The sequence below is a fragment of the Mesorhizobium cantuariense genome, assembly GCF_042647205.1.
Classification (GTDB): Bacteria; Pseudomonadota; Alphaproteobacteria; order Rhizobiales; family Rhizobiaceae; genus Mesorhizobium; species Mesorhizobium cantuariense.
In genome coordinates, this window is record NZ_JBHRVD010000001.1 from 1,225,768 (window position 1) to 1,245,199 (window position 19,432).

The window sequence follows — 19,432 nt, forward strand, 5'->3', positions numbered from 1 at the left end:
GGACGGCCGACCCGCACCGTCAGGCCGCAGCGCATGCGAAGGACGGCGCGCGGCGATCTTGTTGTTGGGCGAGGAGCGGCGCAGCCGCGGGGAAGAAGATCGCCACGCGCTGTTGTGGGGAACAGGCCGGGTCGCAGACCGCATCGCGGGGCAGATCCGCCCAGAACAAGGCCCGTCGGTCGCAGGGCATCACGGCACCCGGCAGAACCTCCCAGATCCGGTCGAGCTTCGTTGCCATGACGATCATCCGGCCCATCCCGCCTCACGTTGGCACGTATGCGCATCGGCCATCAGCGACGCGATCAATGCGTCGGGCGCCTTGAACCGACCGCGACGAAGCTCCGGCGGCAACACCGCCTCGACGGCCTCGAGCTTTTCGGACGGATCCATCCGCAGGTACACCTCGGTCGTGCGGATATCGGCGTGGCCGAGCCATAGCGCGACCTTGCGGATGTCGCGCGTGGCCTGCAGCATGAGAACCGCACAACTGTGCCGCAGAAGATGGGGCGACAGCGACCGGCCGATCAGCTTCGGGCATCGAGCCGCGGCCGCCTTTGCATGCTTTTCGAGGATATACTCGAAGCCGGCGCGGGTCATTGCCATCCCTTGAGCGTTGACGAACAGCTCCGTCGCCGGTGGCTTTCCGCGTACCGCAAGCCAGGCGCGCACGTCGCGGGCCGTTTCTTTCCAGAGCGGAAGGCTGCGTTCGCGCCGGCCCTTACCGAACACCAGGATGCTCGGACTGGGTTGCAGCGTCACGTTGTCCAGGGTGAGGCCGACCAGTTCGGAGACGCGCAGGCCACCGGCGAAGCAAAGGTGCAGCATCGCCCGGTCCCGTAGCCCCAGGCGCGTCGTTGTATCGGGCGCATCGAGCACGGCTCGGACCTCGTCCATGGTCAGGTGACGGATGAGCTTGTGGTCATGGCGCTTGCCGGGGATAGCGTTGATCTGGGCGATCTGCTCCAGGGCGCTTGGGTGCCGCAGCTCAACGTAGCGCATGAACGCCTTGATCGCAGCGAGCCGCAGGTTGCGGGTCGCCGCGCCGTTGCCGCGATCATGTTCGATGTGATGCAGGAACACGAGCACCATCTCCGCGTCGATCTGCTCGAGCTGGAGCAAAGACGGGCGCGTGTGCAAGCGCCCGGCAGCGAAGGCGAACAGCAGCCGGAAGCTGTGTGCATAGGCCTCGCAGGAGTGCGGACTGTAGCCGCGCTGCTGCGGCATGTGCTCGCGCATGAAGCGGGTGATGAGCGGAGCGATCGGCGTCATGGACGCCTCCCGTCGATCAACGCCTCGGCGGCGGCGGCGATATCGCCCATGAGGTTAGGCGTGGCTTCCAGATACCAGTAGGTATGCCGGATGCTCGCGTGGCCAAGATAGGTGGAGAGCGCGACGAAGTCCCGCGCAACATCATCCCGGCGCATCGCGCATTGCTCCAGCACGCGGGTCGCGAAGGTGTGGCGCAGATCATGGATACGTGGGCGACGTGACCGATCTTGACCGACGCCAGCCTTGCGCAGGATCACATGGAAAGTACTCTCGACAGTCCCAAGCGGCATCTGTTTAGCATCCACCGAGAGGAACACATGGTCGTCCGTCCCGGCGAACCGCCGGCGGACCTCAAGATAGACCCGCAGCGCCTCGACCACGCTGGCATGCATCGGCACGAGCCGGCTCTTGTTGAACTTGGTCTGGCGGATGTGCAGCACGCCGTCGGGCAGCAGATCGTCCAACCTCAGGTTCAGAGCCTCCGATATCCGCAGGCCCGTCGACGCCAGCAGCCCGATCAGCATCACATAGATGTGGCGCCTGAGCGGGCTGGGCTTCTGGCGCCGCAGATTGCCCGCGGCGTCGAGCATGCGCGCCAGTTCCTCGGATGTGTAGATATAAGGCGCGGGACGTGTTGCAGCACTGTGGTTGGGATGATGGTGCGGCACCTCGTGCGCACGATCCTCGGCGTGCAGGAAGCGCGCGAAGAGCGCGATCTCCCGAAGCCGCCGCTGGTGACTGCGCGGGGTCGACGAGACGGCCGACGCCCAGACAATCGCGGTCTCGCGGCGAACATGGGTATCGCCCCAGTCGACCGCATAGCGCGTGAACGCGGTGAGGTGTCGGGCCGTCTTTGCGAGCTTAAAGCCGAGCGAGCGGCGCAGCTCGATGTAACGATCGGCATCATCGGTCAGCATGGCGACCTCCCCGGCCAGGGCTGCGCGATAGCCGCCAGAAGCGCGATATCGACCTTGGCGTAATGCGCCGTCATCTCCGGCGACCGATGGCGCAGCACCGTGCCCACATTGGTTAGGCTGACGCCGTGGCGGAGCATCGCCGTGGCCGCCGAGTGCCGCAGGATATGCGCGCCTTTATAGTGGCTCTCGACACCCCCGCGTTTCAGCGCGCGCTTGACCAGGCATTTGACCGTGATGCGGTCGATCGGTCGCAGCGGCGCATATTCGGTAATGAACAGGGATGGCACGGCCAGCGTTGGCCGGCTGCGTTCGATATAGGCAAGCAGCGCGTCGCCGATCTCCTGGGTGAGCGGCAGCAGTTCTTCGCGCCGGCCTTTGCCGAACAGGCGGATGCTGCCCTGCCGCCAGTCGATATCGCCGAAGCTGAGCCGTGCCACCTCGCTCGCCCTAAGTCCGAGCCGGACCAGCATCAGGATGATAGCCCGGTCGCGCAGGCGACGCTCTCCCTCGCACGCTCCGATGATCCGCGTGATATCGGCATCGGGCAGAAAGCGCGGGATCGAGGCCAGCCGCCAGCCAGCAACATTGGGCATGGCGTGGTCGAGCCCAGGCCGGCATCGTCCTGTCGCGATCAGGAAGCGCAGGAACGCGCGGATGCCAACCGATATCCCCTTCATCCGAGCGATCGATACCGCTTTCGCGCGTTCGGTCATGTACGCCCGGATCGTAACCGCGTCGTAGGCGCTCGGCGTCTCCCCCAGCGCATCGATGAAGGGAGTGATCGTCCCAAGATACGTGGCCAGCGTCGTTTCGGCCAGACCGCGCTGCTCACGGGCCCAGGCCGCAAACTCAGCCACCAGGGGCGCAACCGGCTTGGCCGGCAGGCACGCCAACACGGCGCGATCCTCGAGATAGACGATGAACAACTTGGCGGTCTCGACCGCATCCTGGTTGACGTCGCCTCGGAAGCGCGGGCGCTGTCCCGCTGCGATCAAGGCGAACGATGCAGCATATGCCTCACGGATCGCGGCGAGCGTATAATTCTCAGCGCGCGCCCAGTGCGTCCAACTCGCAAGCAGCCGCATCTTCTCGATGACGGTGCGTGGCGTGTACCGTCGGTCACGCAACCATTGCGCAAAGTCCGCCGCGTGGTCCGCAGCCATCCCCGCCTTCAAGCGGTCCTCGACCGCGTTCTTACGAACATAAACACCTGTCGGCATGTCGCCTCCTTTTGCATGTGGAGGCGGGACTATGATCCGAGGTCGCTGTCATTCGGAACGTGAGCGATTGTACCTGGTGCTGTCATGCGGCGTGAGAACGCCCACCCGGATCTGGGAGGTTCTGCCGGGTGCCGTGATGCCCTGCGACCGACGGGCCTTGTTCTGGGCGGATCTGCCCCGCGATGCGGTCTGCGACCCGGCCTGTTCCCCACAACAGCGCGTGGCGATCTTCTTCCCCGCGGCTGCGCCGCTCCTCGCCCAACAACAAGATCGCCGCGCGCCGTCCTTCGCATGCGCTGCGGCCTGACGGTGCGGGTCGGCCGTCCCGGGGCTCCAGATCGCCACAAGGCCGCGATGGTCGCGGGCTTGAACACAGCACAGGAGTTCCACCATGTCCCAGATCGGTTCGTTCACCCTCAGCAACGATGGCACCTACACCGGCACCATCAAGACCCTCGCCATCGACGCCAAGGCGCGCCTCGTCCCCAGCGACCCCGCCGCAACCAGCGACAAGGCGCCCGACCTGCGGGTCATCGTCTCCGGCGTCGAGATCGGTGCCGCCTGGCGACGGACCTCCAAGGAGGACCGGACCTACCACTCGGTCATGCCCAGCGGCCGGGAAGGGGATTGTGTCGACCTCGAACAGCAAGGGCTCGTAGGCGGCGTTGAAGACGCCGCGGGCGCCGACGCTCATCGTGCCGATCGTATCGCCATGATAGCTGTGCTCCATGACGACGATGCGCGAGCGCGGCGCGCCGATATTACGGAAATAGCCGAGCGCCATCTTCAGCGCGACCTCGACGGAGGTCGAGCCACTGTCGGAATAGAACACCCTGTCGAGCCCGGACGGCGTGAGGTCGACAAGCGCCTTGGCCAGTCGCTCGGCCGGCTCATGGGTGAAGCCAGCGAAGATGATCTGGTCCAGGCTCGACGCGGTCGTCCCAATGGCCTTCATGATGCGGGGATGGCGGTGGCCATGGGTTATGACCCACCAGGACGAAATGGCGTCGAGGATGCGCGTTCCATCAGCCTTATAGAGATAGGCCCCCTCCGTCAGGACGATTTCAGGGATCGCTGGCTCGAGCGCGTGCTGCGTGAACGGATGCCAGACTTGAGACTGTGGCATCATTAAACTCCGGCGATCGGGGCGAGGTCGAAGCCGGCAACCATCGCTTCCCTTAGCGTTTCGTCCGTCAGCGGATCGAGGTATGGCAGCCGACCAAGCTGTGGCACGCCGCTGAATTCCACGATCGTCTTTTGCGAATCCGCCACCTCATCGCCGACAAAGGCGATGCCTATGATTGGAATGGAACGGGCTCTCAGGGCCTCGATCGACAGCAGCGTGTGGTTGATCGTTCCAAGCGCAGTGCGGGCGCACAGAACGACCGGTAGCTGCCACTGCTGGAATATGTCGATGAACTTTGTCTGGCGATTGAGCGGCACCATCAGTCCGCCGGCACCTTCGATGACGATAGGACCCGGCAAGGCTGGAAGCGAGAGCTTTGCCGCCTCGATCGCGACGCCGTCGAGCTCGGCTGAACGATGCGGCGAAAGTGGGCTCCTCAGGCGGTAGACTTCCGGCAGCACGCGCCCTGGTGGCAGACCGGCGAGCCGCTCAACGACCTCGCTGTCGGTCTCCTCATCGAGGCCGGATTGCACCGGCTTCCAGTAGAAACCGTCAAGAACGCCAGCCAGGCCCGCAGAAAACACCGTCTTGCCAATGCCGGTGTCTGTTCCGGTGATGACGATGCCTTTGGTCATGCCGAAGCCAGAGCCTCGACGAGTGCCTCGACCATGGCGGAAATGGCTGCTTCGTCGACGTTGAGCGTCAGCGAGATGCGCAGGCGCGATGTGCCTTCAGGCACAGTCGGCGGGCGGATGCCGCGGATGTCGAAGCCGCGCGCCTGGAGCGCCGCCGCTACCGCCATGGTACGCCTGACGTCGCCGATGATGAATGGCTGGATCTGCGAGCCGCTGGGCACCACACCACATCGCTCGGCCAGTAGCCCGCCTGTGAAAGCAACGATTTCCTGCAGCCGGGCGCGGCGCATCGGTTCTTCGGCCAGTATGGCGAGTGCTTCGCGCACAGCCACGGCCATCAGCGGCGACGGCGCGGTGGCGTAGATGAATGGCCGGCAACGGTTGACGAGATAGTCGCACAGCGTTCTCGGCGTGGTGACGAGCGCACCGGAGGCGCCGAGTGCCTTGCCGCATGTATGGAGCGCGACGATGTTTTCGCGGCCCTCGAACGCTGCGGCGAGGCCGCGGCCGCCCGGTCCGCAGACGCCGGTGGCATGCGCTTCGTCGACGATGATGAATGCCTCATACTGATCGGCAAGCGCGATCAGGCCGGCCATCGGCGCGCAGTCGCCATCCATGCTGTAGAGGCTTTCGACCGCGATCCAGACCCTCCCCATGCCGCCTTCGGCACGCCAGTGCTTGATGGCGTCCTCGGCAGCATTGACGTCGTTGTGCGCGGCCAGCACGAACTCGGAGCGTCCAGCCCGCGCACCTTCATGCATGCTGGCATGGGCGAGCTCGTCGAGGACGAGCAAGTCGCCCTTCTGCGGCAGCGCGGTCAGGAGAGCGAAATTGGCGATGTAGCCGCCGCCGAAGAACAGCGCGCTTTCGGCCCCAAAGAACCTCGCCGCGTCCGCCTCCAATTCCTCGTGCTCCGGAGCGTTGCCGCGTAGCAGCCGTGAGCCGGCGGCGCCGACAGGCGTGCCGCGGGCAATGGCCGCCGCCACCGCATTGCCAAGCCTCTTGGACGCGGCAAGCCCGAGGTAATCGTTCGATGAGAAATCGAGACCGGCACGCGGCGACAGCATCCTCAGCCGGTCCTTGCGCGCCAGTCCCTGCAAGGTCGCGTCATAGCGGGCAAGAGGTGCCTCGGTCATTGTGCATCGCGTTCCATAGGTTCGATGCCGAGACGCCGGAACAGCAGCATATCCTTGTCCTCGCCGGGATTGTCCGCTGTCAGCAGCGTGTCGCCGACGAAGATGGAGTTGGCGCCGGCAAGAAAGCACAGCGCCTGCATCTCGTCGCTCATTGCGGTGCGGCCGGCGGAAAGACGGACGTGCGATTTCGGCATCATGATGCGTGCCAGCGCGATCACGCGCACGAATTCGATCGGCTCGATGGGCTTAGCTTCGGCAAGCGGCGTGCCGGCGATCGGGATCAGCATGTTGATCGGAACGCTTTCGGGATGTTCAGGCAGATTGGCCAGCGTCACCAGCATGTCGATCCGGTCCACCGGCTGTTCGCCCATGCCGACAATGCCGCCGCAGCAAACCTTGATGCCGCTGTCGCGGACATTGGCCAGCGTATCCAGCCGATCGGCAAAGGTGCGCGTTGAGATGATCTCGTTGTAGTAGCGCTCCGAGGTGTCGATGTTGTGATTGTAGTAGTCGAGGCCGGCCTCCTTCAATTGTTGTGCCTGGCCCCGATCGAGCATGCCCAGCGTCATGCAGGTCTCCATGCCGAGCGCCTTGACGCCTTCGACCATGGCAACGACCGCGTCCATGTCGCGCGCCTTGGGATTTCGCCAGGCCGCGCCCATGCAGTAGCGCGTGGCGCCTGCATCGCGCGCTTTCTTCGCCTCGGCGATGACGCGCCTGACTTCCATCAGCTTCGACGCCTTCAGGCCGGTTTCGTGATGCGCCGACTGGCTGCAATAGCCGCAATCTTCTGGGCAGCCGCCTGTCTTGATGCTGAGAAGCCGGCTTGCGTCTGGAACAAGCATTCGGCCCGGCTGAGAAGCCATCAAGTCCACAATCCCCCGGAACAGTGGGTGCGGGTGGAAAACGTCCTAGCAGGCTGTTGAAAAACTGTTTTGTTCACGGAACGTATCAGAATCAGACCGAGCACAAACCAGATTCAAAACGGGTATCTCCGTCCCTTTTTCCACAGCCTGTTAGAGCCTATCGTCGACCGCAAACTGTTCGACCGGGCGCAGATCGTCCTCAAGACCATCTATCGCCACATGACCAATGACGAGATGCTGGCCGCCCTTAGGGCACTTTTGGCTCGCCGTGGCGCCTTGTCGTTAGCCATGATCGACGCTGATTCCGAGTGCCCGCCGTCCCAACGCTACCAGTGGCGTTTTGGAACCATTGTCAAAGCCTATGAACTTATCGGATACGAGCCATCCAAAAACTACCGCTACATCGGCGTGAACCGGCGCTTGGAAACAATGAGGCTGCAGGTTATCCGGGATCTCGTGGGCGCGATGGAAAGGCGGGGCGGGGTTGCTGCCCATGACATGGCGACGGACCTCCTGCGGATAAACGAGGAGATCACCGTGGCGATTACAATAGGGCGATGCAGGGTTTCCGGCTTCGGCTATCCACGCTGGTTTTCGAAGGCCTATCAACGGCCGCTACCGGATATTTTCGTCCTGATCCGTATGAATCCCGGCGACCTGACAATTCGGGACTATTTGATTGCTCCTCCGCATGAGATCGCGGGCAAATCGGAACTGCACGCCATCAATGGGGCACCGCTGGACACCTATATTTTTCCCGCGCTCAACCCAATTATCAGGCTGGCAGAGCGAGAGCCTGTCGGGGGCGCGACTTGGTAGCCAAGCGCTTGCCGAAGGACGCCGCCTACCGCGCACTGGAAAACGGTGGCGACAGACATGCGAGGAATATTGCTGCTGGCGCAATAGGGTCCAAGAAGAGGCTTCGTTCGCACGAATTTTTGGCGACCTACGATACAGAATGCAAACGCATGCGCGATTTCGTCGCCGAAGCGGCAAAGTCTGAACAGAGCCTGGACCGGATCGTCGCGGCGCTCCACCTGGTGATGCGCGACAAGCAATTTTGCGCCGTGCTGGTGTCTGAGGGCCTCGGGACAATGCCAAGGCTACTGGCACATAGGTTGCGTGGCGCGACCCGCGAGCCGCAAATGTTTTGCCCTCCCGGAAAACCCGCTTCCGAGACCGGCGAGAACCGGAAACCCGTTAACGGAATTTGCCCTGATGTCCTCGACCTGCTTCGGGACGCGCCGGTGAAAACAAAAACCTTCGGGTTTCTCCAGAAGGTGCTGCCAGCCAGGCAATTGGAGATTGCCCGGCTGATGGTGGCGATGGACCGGGTCAGGATCACCTACGCGAGGCTACTCGTCGCTCTGACACCACAAGCCCTGCTGGCCAAGGATTGCAATCTCTCAACGATCACCACACAGGCTGAAGACCAGCGCGGCGCGATGGTGTGCGAGGTCGGCGAGCTGAGCCTTGCGGTTCTAAGCGCCGTGGAAAATCATGGCCAAGTGGGCCTGGAGCTTGTCGCAGCCAACCGTTTTTTCGACCGGATGATGGATAATTCCAGAGTGGTGCGATATCTCGCCCGGAACTTTCCGGGTCATTTTGAAGAGTTCCACCGCTTGTCGATGCCATGCCTCTAACAAAGGGGCTAGACATGCCCGCCCGGGCTTAGACCCTTCATGCCGTGTCGCCACTAGCCTCGCTGGGGCTGCTTCTATTCCATGTCCGGCACATCGCCGCTGACAAAAAGCGTGGTCGGCGGCCCATAATCTCCAAGGGCAGGATCTGCGTCGCGGCTCCAGGCCGAGGTGGAACCTTAGTGGCCTGTCGGCGTTTGAGCTCGTCGCAGGAGAACCAATTTGGAAACCAAGCGCTTCCACAAACCAGTCATCATTCAACCGAGGCGCATAGATCGAGACCGGGTTGTAATCACAGTCACCGACGCGGCCGAGCTTTTGCTGCGAGAGTGGCCTGAGCCCAAATCCGAAAAGTGCGTCAGGGCCATGAAAATCTGCCTCGACGTGATACAAGGCCGGAAATCGCCGAGTCTGGCGCGAGACGCGTTCATTGCTGCCGCCAAGGATGCGCAGATCTTTTTGGGTGAAGGCGATCTCAATTCTAGTGAAGCCAGTTGGTAGACGCGGTCTTAAACCACCCAACTCATATCGCGCTTCGGATAGACGGGCGGCTTTCGCGGTATTTCGTAAGCTACGCAAATCAAGCCGAACGCATCGGCGCCATGACTTGACCAGTCGTGCTCTGGGCCAAGTCCCGGGTTGCGAGCCTCATCATGCTTCTCGTAGTACCAGCCCAGTGCATCAAGACCAGGCGAGCACGTCGCCTCGTTAAACCAGAAAGCCGGAAACAGCGGGCGACCCGCTTCTACGCGCTTGAGCGCTGCGCCCTTGCCCTGGTTGGGAACGGTAGTGACATCGAACCCGGCGGAGCAGACATGGTCCTCGAAGCGGATGGCGGAGATCGCGTCCTCCTGCGAGCCGTCATGCGGCAGAAAGCACTCCGCATTGCCGTAGCCCTTCGATCGCAGCCATTCGAGATGGGCTGCCAGTGGCTGGCGGACCGCCTCATAGTAGTCGAGCACGCGGATTTCACGACCGACGTACGGCCGCATTTCTGACACCGATATCCCGAAAGGCTAAGAAGTCGAATGCTCCCGCCGGGCAGGGCAGGGATGGGGGCAGAGCTATTTGCACAAGTAGGCTATTGCGCCGTCATCTGTTTTCGCCACTCCCAAGGTCTTTCGAACGACCGGGCCCACATGCCGCGTTTTGCCGCTTTGGCTTCAGTTTGAGCCCGGACATAGAATCCGTCACTGTATTTCGGCCAGTCAAGCGCGTAGCCCTTCCGAACCATCCACTCCCCAATATCAACACCTCCCGCCGTGCAAACGGCAACCATGCGCCTGAACTGGTCTCGGTCGACCTCAATGCACGAAATCGGACGATGAGCGTTTAGGAAGTCCGCTAGGGCGAGGGACGCCTTTTGTCCACAACGATAGTTCTTTCTGCCCGCGTCCAGGCAGAGTTGAGCTCTCTCGGGGGCGTCGATACCATTGAGACGAATTCGCTGCCCATGGATTTCGATCGTGTCGCCGTCTACGACAGACGGAACCCCAACCATCGGTTTGGCCGTGGCTGGCTGGGCTACAGTGAGCAGGGCGGCGGACAAGAGTATCGATGCCGCGTGTCGAAGGATGATCTGTAGATTCGACAGCGACACATCGGCAGCTCTTTCAAGCTCCTCAGTGACGGATGTTCTAGTCATTGTCGGTCATGGCTCCGTTCTCTGCGCAGCTTTCGGGCCGGTGCCAATTCAACTGCGGGTCTCCTTAACGCCCGAGGTCACGCCCTTGAAGGGAGACGATGAGGTCACGTTGTCGAGCATGGCGCACATCTTGTTCGGACCGTCAAAGTTGAAGCCTAGACATCTCTGATCAGCGGCGCAGGCCAATACGCAGTCGGCATAGCCGCTCCGCACGTTCGCGTAAGCGCCCCCAACGACTACCGTGTCCTTGCCGAAAACGAGGGTGGAGTACTGGAGATTCGCTTTGATTGCTCCCTTCGCCGCCATCACTGCGTCAGGACTTCTAACCAAAATTGACCCGTTACTCTTCATGAAACAGGCGGCATGTTTCTTGTCGTAGGTGAGTGCTAAGCAGCGGCGATCTGCTTCGCATTGGGCTTGGCACTTTTCAAACGAGACATTCCAGGCGGGCATACCCGGCAAATCGTTTCCGATCGCGTCCCATCCGTCCTGCTGCACGGACAGTTCTTCGGCCGCGGCAGCTGCTTCTTTCCGTTCATGGTCCATGTCGAAATCGCTTGGCGCGAAACTGACCTTGTCGAGCCAGAGGCAACGGCTGGCGAGTTCTCGCGCCGAATTGTCGTCAAGGCCAACCGATGCGAGTGTCTCGGTTGAAGACACCGGTGCCTGCGGCTTCGATGTAGGTGAGGATCTGTTGACAAGACTTACCTGAACCTCGACTCCGGTATTTGCCAGCCTCCGCGTGTAGCACCAAGCCGTGTTCCAAGTTGGAGCTTTCTCACTGTCAAAATGATGACCTGACTCAAGTTGCCAAGTGCTGCCAGCGTAGGTCACTTGGCGATAGGCGAACTTTACGAAATCGAACGTATCTGGATTGGCTGGGTCTGCCGGCGGCAACGTTCGCTGGTCGATTGGCGGCGACTTCGGCTTGTCGGTCTTTCCTCCCTGCGCGATTGTCTCGCCACCCGGAATTCTGTCTTCTGATTTCTTCGTCTCCGTTGGCTGGTTCTCGTTTGTCTTTGACGGTTGGTTTTGAGCCACCGGCGGCTCCTGTTGGGTCACCGTTGGGTCGCGATCAAAGACCAGCCATACACCCACACCGATTCCAATGGCGGCCATTGCGATAGCAGCGCCGCTAGCCATTCGCCGAAATGCATTGGCGCGAGCGATCTTGTCGTGCGCTGCTGCTTCTGCCTGCAGAGTTGGAATGGCCGACCGCTTGATCTGCAGATCGATCGCCTGTTCGAGCAGCTTGGTGTTATGTCGTACGAGCACGTCTACCACCCCGTTTCGCCCTCGTTGCCGCCTGGTCAAGGTCTAATTTCAGTTCTCCTTCCAAGTCTTTCTCTAGTTGGTCGTACTGCCCTTTTGCAGAAATCTTCACCAGATCGATTACTTCCGGGGGCAGTTCCCGATCCAATGCCCGGCGCAACGCTTCCGGGTCGTCAGTAAGGATGGGAACATAGAGGATCTCTTTGACGACTTTCTCGACTTCGACAGGAACTTCGACGCGCCTCTCGACTTCTCTGTCGACCGGCACCTGCATGGGTACCTTCCGGACACGGCGCCAACGCCAGCGTAGCAGCATTCGGCGTAGCAAACGCGAGAGTTTGCTGTCACGCCGGACTTCAGGTTGGGCGCCGATACGTTGCAGGGCCAGCGCGACCATCGCCGTGATCGGCCCCGCTAATGCCGCGATGAATGCAAGCGAGGCGAACCAGATCGTCGATACCGTGCCAGCCTGAGCGTCTGTAACGTCTTCTGGCTTCAACCCGTACCAGCGAGCTGCCAGCCTACGGATCTGATCGTTGCGAGCAACTGGGAGGCGCTCTGTTTCCAGGCGGCTGAGTTCCGTCGCGATGGCCTCTTGCCGCTGCTGGTTCTTGGCGAGCGTTTCCGACTTGCGATTTGCGGCTTCCTGAGCGGCCGCTAGCGCAGTACGTGCCTCGTCAAGCTTACGATCCCAATCGGCAGCGGTGCCGTCGTACAACTTCTCCAGATCGTTGCGCCTAGCCTCAAGGCGTTGTTTGTCTTGGAGAGTCATCGGGGGACTGGCTTGTCGCAGTTTCTCATATTCAGCGCGGGCTGCGGCGACTGCAAGCTCCATTTCGGCCAATTTCGGCGCGAATTCGGCCTCTTTTTTGAGCCGCGGATTAGTTAACTTGTTCAGCCCTTCTTCGTTGCGCTGGACTGATGCAAGGTCGCCCGTTTCGCGCGCGCTCTTTATGCGATCAACGTAGCTATCCCGCTGTCGCTCGAACTGCTCCACCGCGTCCTTGATCTCTCGATCGCGCCGTTCCACCAGCGCGCTTAGCGCTGCTTGTTTCTCCTCGAGAAGTTCTTTGGCTCTCGCCGCCGCAGGCGAAAGGGTGGTTGCGGCCTGAAGCTCTTCGTCAACCTCAGTTATCCGTGCACGCAATTTGTCGCGCTCGGTGTCAGCCAATCCACTTAGCTGCTCCAGATCGCTCCGGGCCTTCGCCTCGTCGTCAGTGTTTCGCAAACTTTCGGCTGCCGCCTTGAGATTCCCGAGCTCTTGCTGGAGTGCTTTGGTTTGGTTGGCGAAGTTGGCATACTGCACCTCGCGCATTGTGCTGGCACGCTCCAATCCGAGTAGAACTGTCTCAAACGTGATGCCGGCCAATACGAGTAAAAACGCCAGGATAACAGGTTTCCAGATCCACGAGGCGCCGAACAGAAGCGTGGCGATTGGAATTTTCGTCAGCTCAGCAATCGCGATCATAAAGAAGGGGGCACTCGCAAGGACAAGGTCCATTGAGTCCGCCGCCTCGTTGGCAACAAAGCCGCGGTAACTCAGAGCGATGCCGGTTGCTAGACCGATGATCGCCGCAACGATTTCAAGTGCCCACGCACCGCGATACGTCCACTGGCCATAGCTCGCCAGTTTCTGGCTCATTGCCGTGTACATTTACAAATCCCCACCCTTACCCAAGCCCATCTTGACATGCGAAGCTGGTGTTTGCAGCAAAATTTACGGCTGGATACGGCGTAACTTGGAACAGGGTGAATAGCCGGAGGGCCGGCAACGAAGTTGTTGCGTGTGCTAGACTGATTTATTTCGTTTGGCGCATTGTCTCCGGAATGCCCAGCATTTGCCGGACATGGTCACGGCAGATGCGCCAGTCGTCGTCTGCAAAACTGTTGACCAGGAAACCGTCGGCAGCGTTAGAATCGAGCAACACCGACATCGACCTGTCTGCGCGCGAGTGGCCCGGGCCCGGTGCGACGATGCGGTGCGGACCAATCACAGTTCCGCCGAGCGCTTTTGCAACCGCGGTGGCCATCATGATGCACTTGCCGCAATCCAAATTGCGCTCATGCTTGCCTCCCCGACGAGAAGGCGAGTTCTGCGATCACAAGCCCCAGCGAGATCGAGACGGCGTAGCGGGCGACAACTCTGAACTTGGAGGTCGATCGCGCTCGCCGTATACCCCGAGACGTCAAAACTGCCGGGAAGCATGGTGACATCGGCCGGGTGAGAGACTGACTGCGTTGCCTGGTCTTTACACGTGGACGACACCGCCGGTCACTCCCACGAGCCGATGATCGACGAATGGGTCTCGGCGCGGCGCCGGCGTTCATATGCCTCCACATCAGTAATCGCATAGACAACCTTGCCGCCAATTTTGATGTAACTCGGACCCGTCTTGCGCCACCTCCACCGCTCCAATGTACGCTCGCTCAGGCGCCAACGATCGGCCAGTTCAATCTGCGTGAGATGGGGGACATGATGTTTCTCCTCTTGCGATGTCGTTCGCTGGAGAACGTGCCCGTGCACCCCCGTCAGTGTCCCCTGACGCAGATCGGACGCAGGTCTGACGCCTGCTATTCGCGCGGCGCTACGAACAGGCGGTACTCCCGAGGTGACGATACTCAATGAGTTCCCGCCAGTTCGGATTTATGTGACGGTGGAAGAGATCGCCGATGTTGTTGCTGTGCGCGCCGGCCCGATGTAGCAGCGCTTTTCCGCTACACCACGGCTCCGCGGCAAGACTTGCCCGGTGGAGTTCCCGAATAACTGCAGCCTGCAGGTCTCCGAAGTGATATTCGGCCTTGCCAATCCGAACTTCGCACGACCGGTTACTTTAGCCCCGCCATGCGCATACCATCCGCTCGCCGTCGGGCTCGCTTTTCGTTCTCCACAGGCACATAATGAATTCCGAAACGATGGTGGCCGCTGGCCGCCATCTTGCCGGGGCAGCACTCCCTAAGTTGGCAACGCGAATTCACCGGCGAGGTTAATGGTACGACCTCCGCGGGCCGATTTTTGAGCTGCGAGGCCCATGACGACGGCCCACCAACCGTCCTGCAGGGTCACCTCCACCTTGCCTTGTCCGCGCACCGCGGCGACGAAGCGGGCGTGTTCGAAATAGGTCGAGCCGTTGTGATCGCCGGCCGCAAGCAACTGCGGGTCGACCGGAATCTCCAGCAGGCGCGATCCCGGCGGATTGCGCGGGCTGATGATGAGCTCCGGCACGGGGGTGGCGCCCAGATGCTGTGGCCAGAAGCGCCCGGGTCCCGGCACCCGACATTCGATCTTTCCGTTGCCGCCGACGGCGCTGAGCTCCTCCTGGTAGCGGCTGCCCTCGGCGAACATGCAGAGTTCCAGCATGGCGCGCGCGCCGCTGGCGAAGTCGATGAGGACATAACCATGATCGAGAATGTCGGGCATTTCGCCGCCGTAGTGTTCGTCGAGATGGTTCACCGCCTGTCCTGCGCTCGCCATCACGCGGACGGGATCTGATTTGAGAATCAGCCGCATCAGATCGAAGAAGTGGCAGCACTTCTCGACGAAGGTGCCCCCGGTGTTGCGGTTGAAGCGGTTCCAGTCGCCGACCTTGGCCAGAAAGGGAAAGCGGTGCTCACGAATGGTCAGCATGCGGATGCCGCCGGTGGCGTCGCCGGCTTGTTCAAGGAAGGCTGCGACGGGCGGCATGTAGCGGTATTCCATCGCCACCCAGACAAGCGGAAGCTTGGCCTTCAACGCGGCGATCCGCTTTTCGTCGGCGGCGTCGGTGAACAGCGGCTTTTCCACCAGCACGGGCAGCGGCCGTCGTTCAGCGATCTCCTCCAACTGGGCAAGGTGGCGGTGGTTGGGGCTGGCGATCAGAACGCAGTCGACCCCGTCCATGGCCAGCAGCTCGGCGACCGCCCCTGCCGGCCGGGCATCCGGCGCCAACGCCAGTGCTGCCGCCAACATGCTGGGATCAGGCTCGAAGATCGCAGCGACATGCGCGTCCGGCAACAGGGCGATGTTGCGGATGTGCTCGCGGCCCATCATGCCGCAGCCGACGATGCCGTAGCCGATCGATGATTTGCTCACGTCCTTCCTTCCAAATTATCTGAAACGCGTCACGTAGCGCGCTAGGCCGGGATCGAACCATGTACGGGAATATTCCACACTGGCTCCGTCGCCGGCCCAGGCGATGCGTTCGATGAATCCTACGACCGTCCCCGGCGGCGGCCCGAAATCGGCGGGGGTCCAGTCGGGCACCGTTGCTACAGCAATGTGATCCTCGGCACGCGCGATCGAGAAGCCGAGCGCCAGCCGGTAGTGGAGATAGAGCGATTCCGACAGGTCTTCGCTGTCGAGCTGGTCGGCACGGCTGGCGTCGAGCCAAATCTCCTCGACGGCGGCCGGATCGCCATCGAGCCGCCGCAGCCGTCGGACGCGGTGGGCTTCGTGCGCGCTGCCGAATTCCGGCAGGTCGGCAGGCTTGTGCAGGCGCTCGACCGACAGCACCTCGGCGGTCGGCAGCCCGCCGCCGTCGATGCGCTCCAGCCGGAAGAAGGCATAGACCCCGAGCAGGTCGCCGCTCGCCCGTACATAATTGCCCGATCCTTGGATGCGATCGAGCAAGCCTTTCTCGGTCAGGTCGGCAAGGGCGCGCCTGAGCGTGCCGACGGCGATCCCCAGGCTTTGCGCCATTTCGCGCTCGGTCGGTAGCCGCGCGCCGTCGGCCAGGCGGCCGGCGGCGATTTCGCGGATCAGCATTTCGCTGATCTGCAGGTGCACGGGCAGGGGGCCGCGCATCTGGCTGGATCGATGGCCCGGGTCGGCTCTGGTCAACTGCATCCCCCTTCTCAAGTGATCCGTCCTCCGGCCGCTGCCTGGAATTGATACAGTATTGATCTACATGAAACCAGATGTTACGCAAGCCTCATTCGCAGAGCCCAAGCCAGCGACCTTGTTCCAGGAGCGGCCATGACCATCGTCCCCATCACCTCGCCGGATCTCGACGCTGCCGAAGTCTCCTGGTTCGCCGCGCTCTGCTCGGACGATTACCGCTATCTCGGCGTGCCGGACGGCGCGCTGCGCTCGAACTGGGCGCATTGCTCCTCGATCGTCAAAGCGTGCGAGGAACTCGGCTTCCGCAACATTCTGTGTCCGTCGTCCTATCAGGTCGGGCAGGACACGCTGAGCTTCGTCGCCGGCAGCGCGCCGATCACGTCGAAGATCAATCTGCTGGCGGCCGTGCGCTGCGGCGAGATGCAGCCCATCATGCTGGCGCGTACGGTTGCCACGCTGGACCATATGCTGGAAGGCCGGCTGACGCTGAACGTCATCTCGTCGGATTTTCCCGGCGAGACAGCCGACAGCGCCTACCGCTACCAGCGCTCGCGCGAGGTGGTACAGATCCTGCGCCAGGCCTGGACACGGGACAGCATCGATTTCGAGGGTGAGATCTATCGTTTCAAAGGGGTCTCGACGGCACCGGCGAAGCCCTATCAGCAGAACGGCGGCCCGCTGCTTTATTTCGGCGGTTATTCGCCGGATGCGTTGGAGCTTTGCGCCGAGCAGTGCGACGTCTACCTGATGTGGCCGGAGACCAGGGAAGAACTCGCCGGGCGCATGAAGGCCGTGCATGAGCGCGCCGCGCGGCACGGGCGGACGCTCGACTACGGCCTGCGCATCCACATGATCGTGCGCGATACCGAGGCCGAGGCAAAGGAGTATGCGCGCGAACTGGTTTCAAAACTGGATGACGAGCAGGGCAGGGCGATCCGCGAGCGGGCGCTCGATGCCCGATCGCTGGGCGTGTCGCACCAGGCCAGGAACCGGGAACTTGCCGATGTGGAAGGCTATGTCGAGCCGCATCTGTGGACCGGTGTCGGTCGTGCCCGCTCGGGCTGCGGCGCGGCGCTGGTGGGCTCGGCCGATCAGGTCCTGTCGGAAATCGAGGGGTACATGAAAATGGGCATCCGCGCCTTCATCTTCTCCGGCTATCCGCATCTCGATGAGGCGCGGCATTTCGGCACCAAGGTGCTGCCACAGCTCAAGACCTGTTCGCTGCCGCATGCCTATGGCCGGGTGCCGGACGAGATGCCGGCCACGCCGTTGGGAACCGGGGAGCGGCACTGATGGAACATGTCGTGTTTGATCTCGGCAGTCTGCGCAACGCGTTCGGGCGCTTCGCCACCGGTGTCACGGTGGTCACCGCCGGCACGGCCGGCGGGCCGCTTGCCATCACCGCCAACAGCTTCTCGTCGGTGTCACTCGATCCGCCTTTGGTGCTGTGGTCGATCGGGCGCCACTCACGCCGCTTCGATGCTTTTGCCAGCGCCGCCCACTACGCCATCCACGTGCTGGCGCAGGATCAGGCCGATCTGTGCTGGCGCTTCTCGAAATCCGGCTCCGACTTTGCCGGTCTCGACCTCGCCTGGAACGCTCATGGGGTACCGCTGCTGCCGCGGGCGCTGGCGCGGTTCGAATGCAGCGTCGCCGACCGCTTCCCGGCCGGCGATCACATGATCCTGCTGGGGCGCGTGCTGGAACTGGAGACGCAGGACGGTTCGCCGCTGCTGTTTGCCGGCGGCACGTCGCAGGCTCAAGGTGCAGGGTGATGTCAGCCGGCGCCGCTCCGGGCTGGCGCCGTCGACTGGCGCACCACCAGATTGCAGGCAAGCTCGACGCGGCGCGGCAGCCCCGAATGAGCCATGTCGTCGAGCAGCAGGCTGAGTGCCGCCGAGCCGATCTCGCGCATGGGAATGTGCATCGCCGTCAGCGGCGGGCTGCAGAAGGCCGCCAGCGGCAAATCGTCCATGCCGACGACCGAGACATCGGACGGCACCGAATAGCCGGCCTCCTGGACGCCGGCGATGGCGCCGAAGGCCAGGCTGTCGCCGGCTGTCAGCACGGCGGTGAAGTCGAGACCGCGCGCGGCGATGCGCTCCTTCACTGCCTTGCTGGCAAGTTCGGGCAGCCAATCCTGCACCTCGACCACGAGATCCTCGAAGCCGGCCGCGCCGCTGGCCACCAACGCATCGCGCCAGCCTTCGTAGCGGCGCTCGATGGTACGCCGGCCGCGCCGCATGAGGAACAGGATGCGGCGGTGGCCAAGGCCGATGAGATGTTGCGCGGCAAGCATGGCGGCGGAGCGGTTGCAGGGTGTGACCGAGGAATGGCGCATCGAGGGATCGTCACCGTTGACGAGCACGATCGGCTTGGAGAATCCGGCCGTCAGCGTCAGCACATCGTCATCATCCAGCGTCAGGAACAGACAGCCGGCGACGCTGTCGTCGCGCTCGGACTCGCGCAGCAGCGCGATTTCATCCTCTGGCGTCGAGACCGGCCGGGTCACCAGCTCGACACCCAGCAGTCGGGCGCGTTCGTTGAGCCCGTCAAGCACGTGGTAGGTGAACTGGCTGCGGGCGCTGTCGACCATGGCCACACTGCTTGCGGCCAGGATCACTTTGCGGCCGGCGACCGAGGCCGGGATGGCGTAGTTCATCGATTTCGCCGTCTCGATGATCGTGGTGCGCAGTTCTTCGCGCACGCCGCCGACACCGCTCAGCGCCCGCGAGGCGGTGCTGACCGAGACACCGCAGCGCGCCGCGATCTCCTCGAGTCGAATGCGGCGGCTGGGGCGGCCCCTTTTGCCTTGGACTGTCATGTGCCTCTCCAGCAATATTGCTCAATCCTGCAAAAAATTTTCAGATTGCGCAAGAAAAATGCATGT

The 19,432-nt window shown here is 62.4% G+C and carries 21 protein-coding genes and 2 pseudogenes; 6 read left to right on the forward strand and 17 right to left on the reverse strand.

The annotated features are described in order from the left end of the window. Window positions 1-19 precede the first annotated feature (19 nt). The 4 genes from ACFOJ9_RS05820 to ACFOJ9_RS05835 are packed head-to-tail and all read right to left on the reverse strand — an operon-like array spanning window position 20 to window position 3,406. Window positions 20-247 (reverse strand): hypothetical protein, encoded by a 228-nt coding sequence (locus ACFOJ9_RS05820; protein WP_378977548.1) that lies wholly within the window; start codon window positions 245-247, stop codon window positions 20-22. After that, a complete protein-coding gene (locus ACFOJ9_RS05825; protein ID WP_378977550.1) occupies window positions 244-1,269 on the reverse strand; it encodes a tyrosine-type recombinase/integrase in 1,026 nt (341 codons plus the stop codon). Before ACFOJ9_RS05825 ends, ACFOJ9_RS05820 begins: the two co-directional genes overlap by 4 nt. Continuing rightward, a complete protein-coding gene (locus ACFOJ9_RS05830) occupies window positions 1,266-2,186 on the reverse strand; it encodes a tyrosine-type recombinase/integrase (protein WP_378977552.1) in 921 nt (306 codons plus the stop codon). Before ACFOJ9_RS05830 ends, ACFOJ9_RS05825 begins: the two co-directional genes overlap by 4 nt. Continuing rightward, complete coding sequence (locus ACFOJ9_RS05835) at window positions 2,180-3,406, reverse strand: tyrosine-type recombinase/integrase (RefSeq protein ID WP_378977554.1); 1,227 nt, start codon at window positions 3,404-3,406, stop codon at window positions 2,180-2,182. The genes ACFOJ9_RS05830 and ACFOJ9_RS05835 overlap by 7 nt, the downstream gene beginning before the upstream one ends. A 391-nt stretch (window positions 3,407-3,797) precedes the next feature. Between ACFOJ9_RS05835 and ACFOJ9_RS05840 the strand changes: the two are divergent. Next, window positions 3,798-3,950 (forward strand): annotated as a pseudogene (locus tag ACFOJ9_RS05840) (DUF736 family protein); the annotation flags it as partial. Window positions 3,951-4,004: 54 nt separating this feature from the next. Here ACFOJ9_RS05840 and ACFOJ9_RS05845 read toward each other — a convergent pair. From ACFOJ9_RS05845 to bioB, 4 genes and pseudogenes are all read right to left on the reverse strand, one after another. Then, window positions 4,005-4,532 (reverse strand): annotated as a pseudogene (locus tag ACFOJ9_RS05845) (aminotransferase class III-fold pyridoxal phosphate-dependent enzyme); the annotation flags it as partial. 2 nt (window positions 4,533-4,534) lie between these two features. Beyond that, on the reverse strand, window positions 4,535-5,167 hold the full coding sequence (gene bioD, locus ACFOJ9_RS05850) for a dethiobiotin synthase (RefSeq protein ID WP_378977556.1): 633 nt from the start codon (window positions 5,165-5,167) through the stop codon (window positions 4,535-4,537). Continuing rightward, a complete protein-coding gene (locus ACFOJ9_RS05855; protein ID WP_378977558.1) occupies window positions 5,164-6,303 on the reverse strand; it encodes an 8-amino-7-oxononanoate synthase in 1,140 nt (379 codons plus the stop codon). Before ACFOJ9_RS05855 ends, bioD begins: the two co-directional genes overlap by 4 nt. Continuing rightward, on the reverse strand, window positions 6,300-7,169 hold the full coding sequence (gene bioB / locus ACFOJ9_RS05860) for a biotin synthase BioB (protein WP_378977560.1): 870 nt from the start codon (window positions 7,167-7,169) through the stop codon (window positions 6,300-6,302). The genes ACFOJ9_RS05855 and bioB overlap by 4 nt, the downstream gene beginning before the upstream one ends. 69 nt (window positions 7,170-7,238) lie before the next feature. On the opposite strand from bioB, the gene ACFOJ9_RS05865 reads away from it, so the two are divergent. The 3 genes from ACFOJ9_RS05865 (at window position 7,239) to ACFOJ9_RS05875 (ending at window position 9,310) form a co-directional block, all read left to right on the forward strand. Continuing rightward, window positions 7,239-7,988, forward strand: a complete 750-nt coding sequence (locus tag ACFOJ9_RS05865; RefSeq protein ID WP_378977562.1) for a hypothetical protein — start codon at window positions 7,239-7,241, stop codon at window positions 7,986-7,988. After that, window positions 7,982-8,812, forward strand: a complete 831-nt coding sequence (locus ACFOJ9_RS05870) for a plasmid partitioning protein RepB C-terminal domain-containing protein (RefSeq protein ID WP_378977564.1) — start codon at window positions 7,982-7,984, stop codon at window positions 8,810-8,812. Before ACFOJ9_RS05865 ends, ACFOJ9_RS05870 begins: the two co-directional genes overlap by 7 nt. A gap of 219 nt (window positions 8,813-9,031) precedes the next feature. Then, window positions 9,032-9,310 carry a DUF982 domain-containing protein gene (locus tag ACFOJ9_RS05875; protein ID WP_378977566.1) on the forward strand — a complete coding sequence of 93 codons (279 nt, stop codon included), beginning with the start codon at window positions 9,032-9,034 and terminating at the stop codon, window positions 9,308-9,310. An 8-nt stretch (window positions 9,311-9,318) separates the two neighbouring features. On the opposite strand, the gene ACFOJ9_RS05880 is transcribed toward ACFOJ9_RS05875, so the two are convergent. From ACFOJ9_RS05880 to ACFOJ9_RS05915, 8 genes are all read right to left on the reverse strand, one after another. Further along, a complete protein-coding gene (locus ACFOJ9_RS05880; RefSeq protein WP_378977568.1) occupies window positions 9,319-9,801 on the reverse strand; it encodes a hypothetical protein in 483 nt (160 codons plus the stop codon). Window positions 9,802-9,890: 89 nt separating this feature from the next. Continuing rightward, window positions 9,891-10,454 (reverse strand): thermonuclease family protein, encoded by a 564-nt coding sequence (locus tag ACFOJ9_RS05885; RefSeq protein ID WP_378977570.1) that lies wholly within the window; start codon window positions 10,452-10,454, stop codon window positions 9,891-9,893. A 48-nt stretch (window positions 10,455-10,502) separates the two neighbouring features. Next, a complete protein-coding gene (locus ACFOJ9_RS05890) occupies window positions 10,503-11,738 on the reverse strand; it encodes a PAN domain-containing protein (protein WP_378977572.1) in 1,236 nt (411 codons plus the stop codon). Next, window positions 11,713-13,380, reverse strand: a complete 1,668-nt coding sequence (locus ACFOJ9_RS05895; RefSeq protein WP_378977574.1) for a hypothetical protein — start codon at window positions 13,378-13,380, stop codon at window positions 11,713-11,715. Before ACFOJ9_RS05895 ends, ACFOJ9_RS05890 begins: the two co-directional genes overlap by 26 nt. Window positions 13,381-13,525: 145 nt before the next feature. Continuing rightward, window positions 13,526-13,759, reverse strand: a complete 234-nt coding sequence (locus tag ACFOJ9_RS05900) for a hypothetical protein (RefSeq protein ID WP_378977576.1) — start codon at window positions 13,757-13,759, stop codon at window positions 13,526-13,528. Window positions 13,760-13,998: 239 nt separating this feature from the next. Next, window positions 13,999-14,349 carry a helix-turn-helix transcriptional regulator gene (locus tag ACFOJ9_RS05905; protein ID WP_378977578.1) on the reverse strand — a complete coding sequence of 117 codons (351 nt, stop codon included), beginning with the start codon at window positions 14,347-14,349 and terminating at the stop codon, window positions 13,999-14,001. Window positions 14,350-14,679: 330 nt separating this feature from the next. Continuing rightward, a complete protein-coding gene (locus ACFOJ9_RS05910; protein ID WP_378977580.1) occupies window positions 14,680-15,795 on the reverse strand; it encodes a Gfo/Idh/MocA family protein in 1,116 nt (371 codons plus the stop codon). 15 nt (window positions 15,796-15,810) lie between these two features. Beyond that, window positions 15,811-16,506: a GntR family transcriptional regulator gene (locus tag ACFOJ9_RS05915; protein WP_378987590.1), complete on the reverse strand. Its 696-nt coding sequence runs from the start codon at window positions 16,504-16,506 to the stop codon at window positions 15,811-15,813. A 171-nt stretch (window positions 16,507-16,677) separates the two neighbouring features. On the opposite strand from ACFOJ9_RS05915, the gene ACFOJ9_RS05920 reads away from it, so the two are divergent. Together ACFOJ9_RS05920 and ACFOJ9_RS05925 are read left to right on the forward strand one after the other, a co-directional pair. Beyond that, window positions 16,678-17,835: an LLM class flavin-dependent oxidoreductase gene (locus ACFOJ9_RS05920; RefSeq protein ID WP_378977582.1), complete on the forward strand. Its 1,158-nt coding sequence runs from the start codon at window positions 16,678-16,680 to the stop codon at window positions 17,833-17,835. Beyond that, complete coding sequence (locus tag ACFOJ9_RS05925) at window positions 17,835-18,317, forward strand: flavin reductase family protein (RefSeq protein ID WP_378977584.1); 483 nt, start codon at window positions 17,835-17,837, stop codon at window positions 18,315-18,317. The genes ACFOJ9_RS05920 and ACFOJ9_RS05925 overlap by 1 nt, the downstream gene beginning before the upstream one ends. A gap of 2 nt (window positions 18,318-18,319) precedes the next feature. Here the strand turns inward: ACFOJ9_RS05925 and ACFOJ9_RS05930 are convergent, their stop codons facing one another. After that, window positions 18,320-19,366 (reverse strand): LacI family DNA-binding transcriptional regulator, encoded by a 1,047-nt coding sequence (locus tag ACFOJ9_RS05930; protein WP_378977586.1) that lies wholly within the window; start codon window positions 19,364-19,366, stop codon window positions 18,320-18,322. Between the last annotated feature and the right edge of the window lie 66 nt (window positions 19,367-19,432).

Excerpts from the sequence above, each read along its gene's own strand:
- ACFOJ9_RS05830 (WP_378977552.1), bottom strand. The coding sequence starts at position 2,186 with ATGCTGACCGATGATGCCGATCGTTACATCGAGCTGCGCCGCTCGCTC.
- ACFOJ9_RS05920 (WP_378977582.1), top strand. The coding sequence starts at position 16,678 with ATGACCATCGTCCCCATCACCTCGCCGGATCTCGACGCTGCCGAAGTC.
- ACFOJ9_RS05925 (WP_378977584.1), top strand. The coding sequence starts at position 17,835 with ATGGAACATGTCGTGTTTGATCTCGGCAGTCTGCGCAACGCGTTCGGG.
- ACFOJ9_RS05855 (WP_378977558.1), bottom strand. The coding sequence starts at position 6,303 with ATGACCGAGGCACCTCTTGCCCGCTATGACGCGACCTTGCAGGGACTG.
- bioB (WP_378977560.1), bottom strand. The coding sequence starts at position 7,169 with ATGGCTTCTCAGCCGGGCCGAATGCTTGTTCCAGACGCAAGCCGGCTT.
- ACFOJ9_RS05915 (WP_378987590.1), bottom strand. The coding sequence starts at position 16,506 with ATGCGCGGCCCCCTGCCCGTGCACCTGCAGATCAGCGAAATGCTGATC.
- ACFOJ9_RS05885 (WP_378977570.1), bottom strand. The coding sequence starts at position 10,454 with ATGACTAGAACATCCGTCACTGAGGAGCTTGAAAGAGCTGCCGATGTG.
- ACFOJ9_RS05895 (WP_378977574.1), bottom strand. The coding sequence starts at position 13,380 with ATGTACACGGCAATGAGCCAGAAACTGGCGAGCTATGGCCAGTGGACG.
- ACFOJ9_RS05835 (WP_378977554.1), bottom strand. The coding sequence starts at position 3,406 with ATGCCGACAGGTGTTTATGTTCGTAAGAACGCGGTCGAGGACCGCTTG.
- ACFOJ9_RS05930 (WP_378977586.1), bottom strand. The coding sequence starts at position 19,366 with ATGACAGTCCAAGGCAAAAGGGGCCGCCCCAGCCGCCGCATTCGACTC.
- bioD (WP_378977556.1), bottom strand. The coding sequence starts at position 5,167 with ATGACCAAAGGCATCGTCATCACCGGAACAGACACCGGCATTGGCAAG.
- ACFOJ9_RS05820 (WP_378977548.1), bottom strand. The coding sequence starts at position 247 with ATGATCGTCATGGCAACGAAGCTCGACCGGATCTGGGAGGTTCTGCCG.
- ACFOJ9_RS05880 (WP_378977568.1), bottom strand. The coding sequence starts at position 9,801 with ATGCGGCCGTACGTCGGTCGTGAAATCCGCGTGCTCGACTACTATGAG.
- ACFOJ9_RS05900 (WP_378977576.1), bottom strand. The coding sequence starts at position 13,759 with ATGATGGCCACCGCGGTTGCAAAAGCGCTCGGCGGAACTGTGATTGGT.
- ACFOJ9_RS05825 (WP_378977550.1), bottom strand. The coding sequence starts at position 1,269 with ATGACGCCGATCGCTCCGCTCATCACCCGCTTCATGCGCGAGCACATG.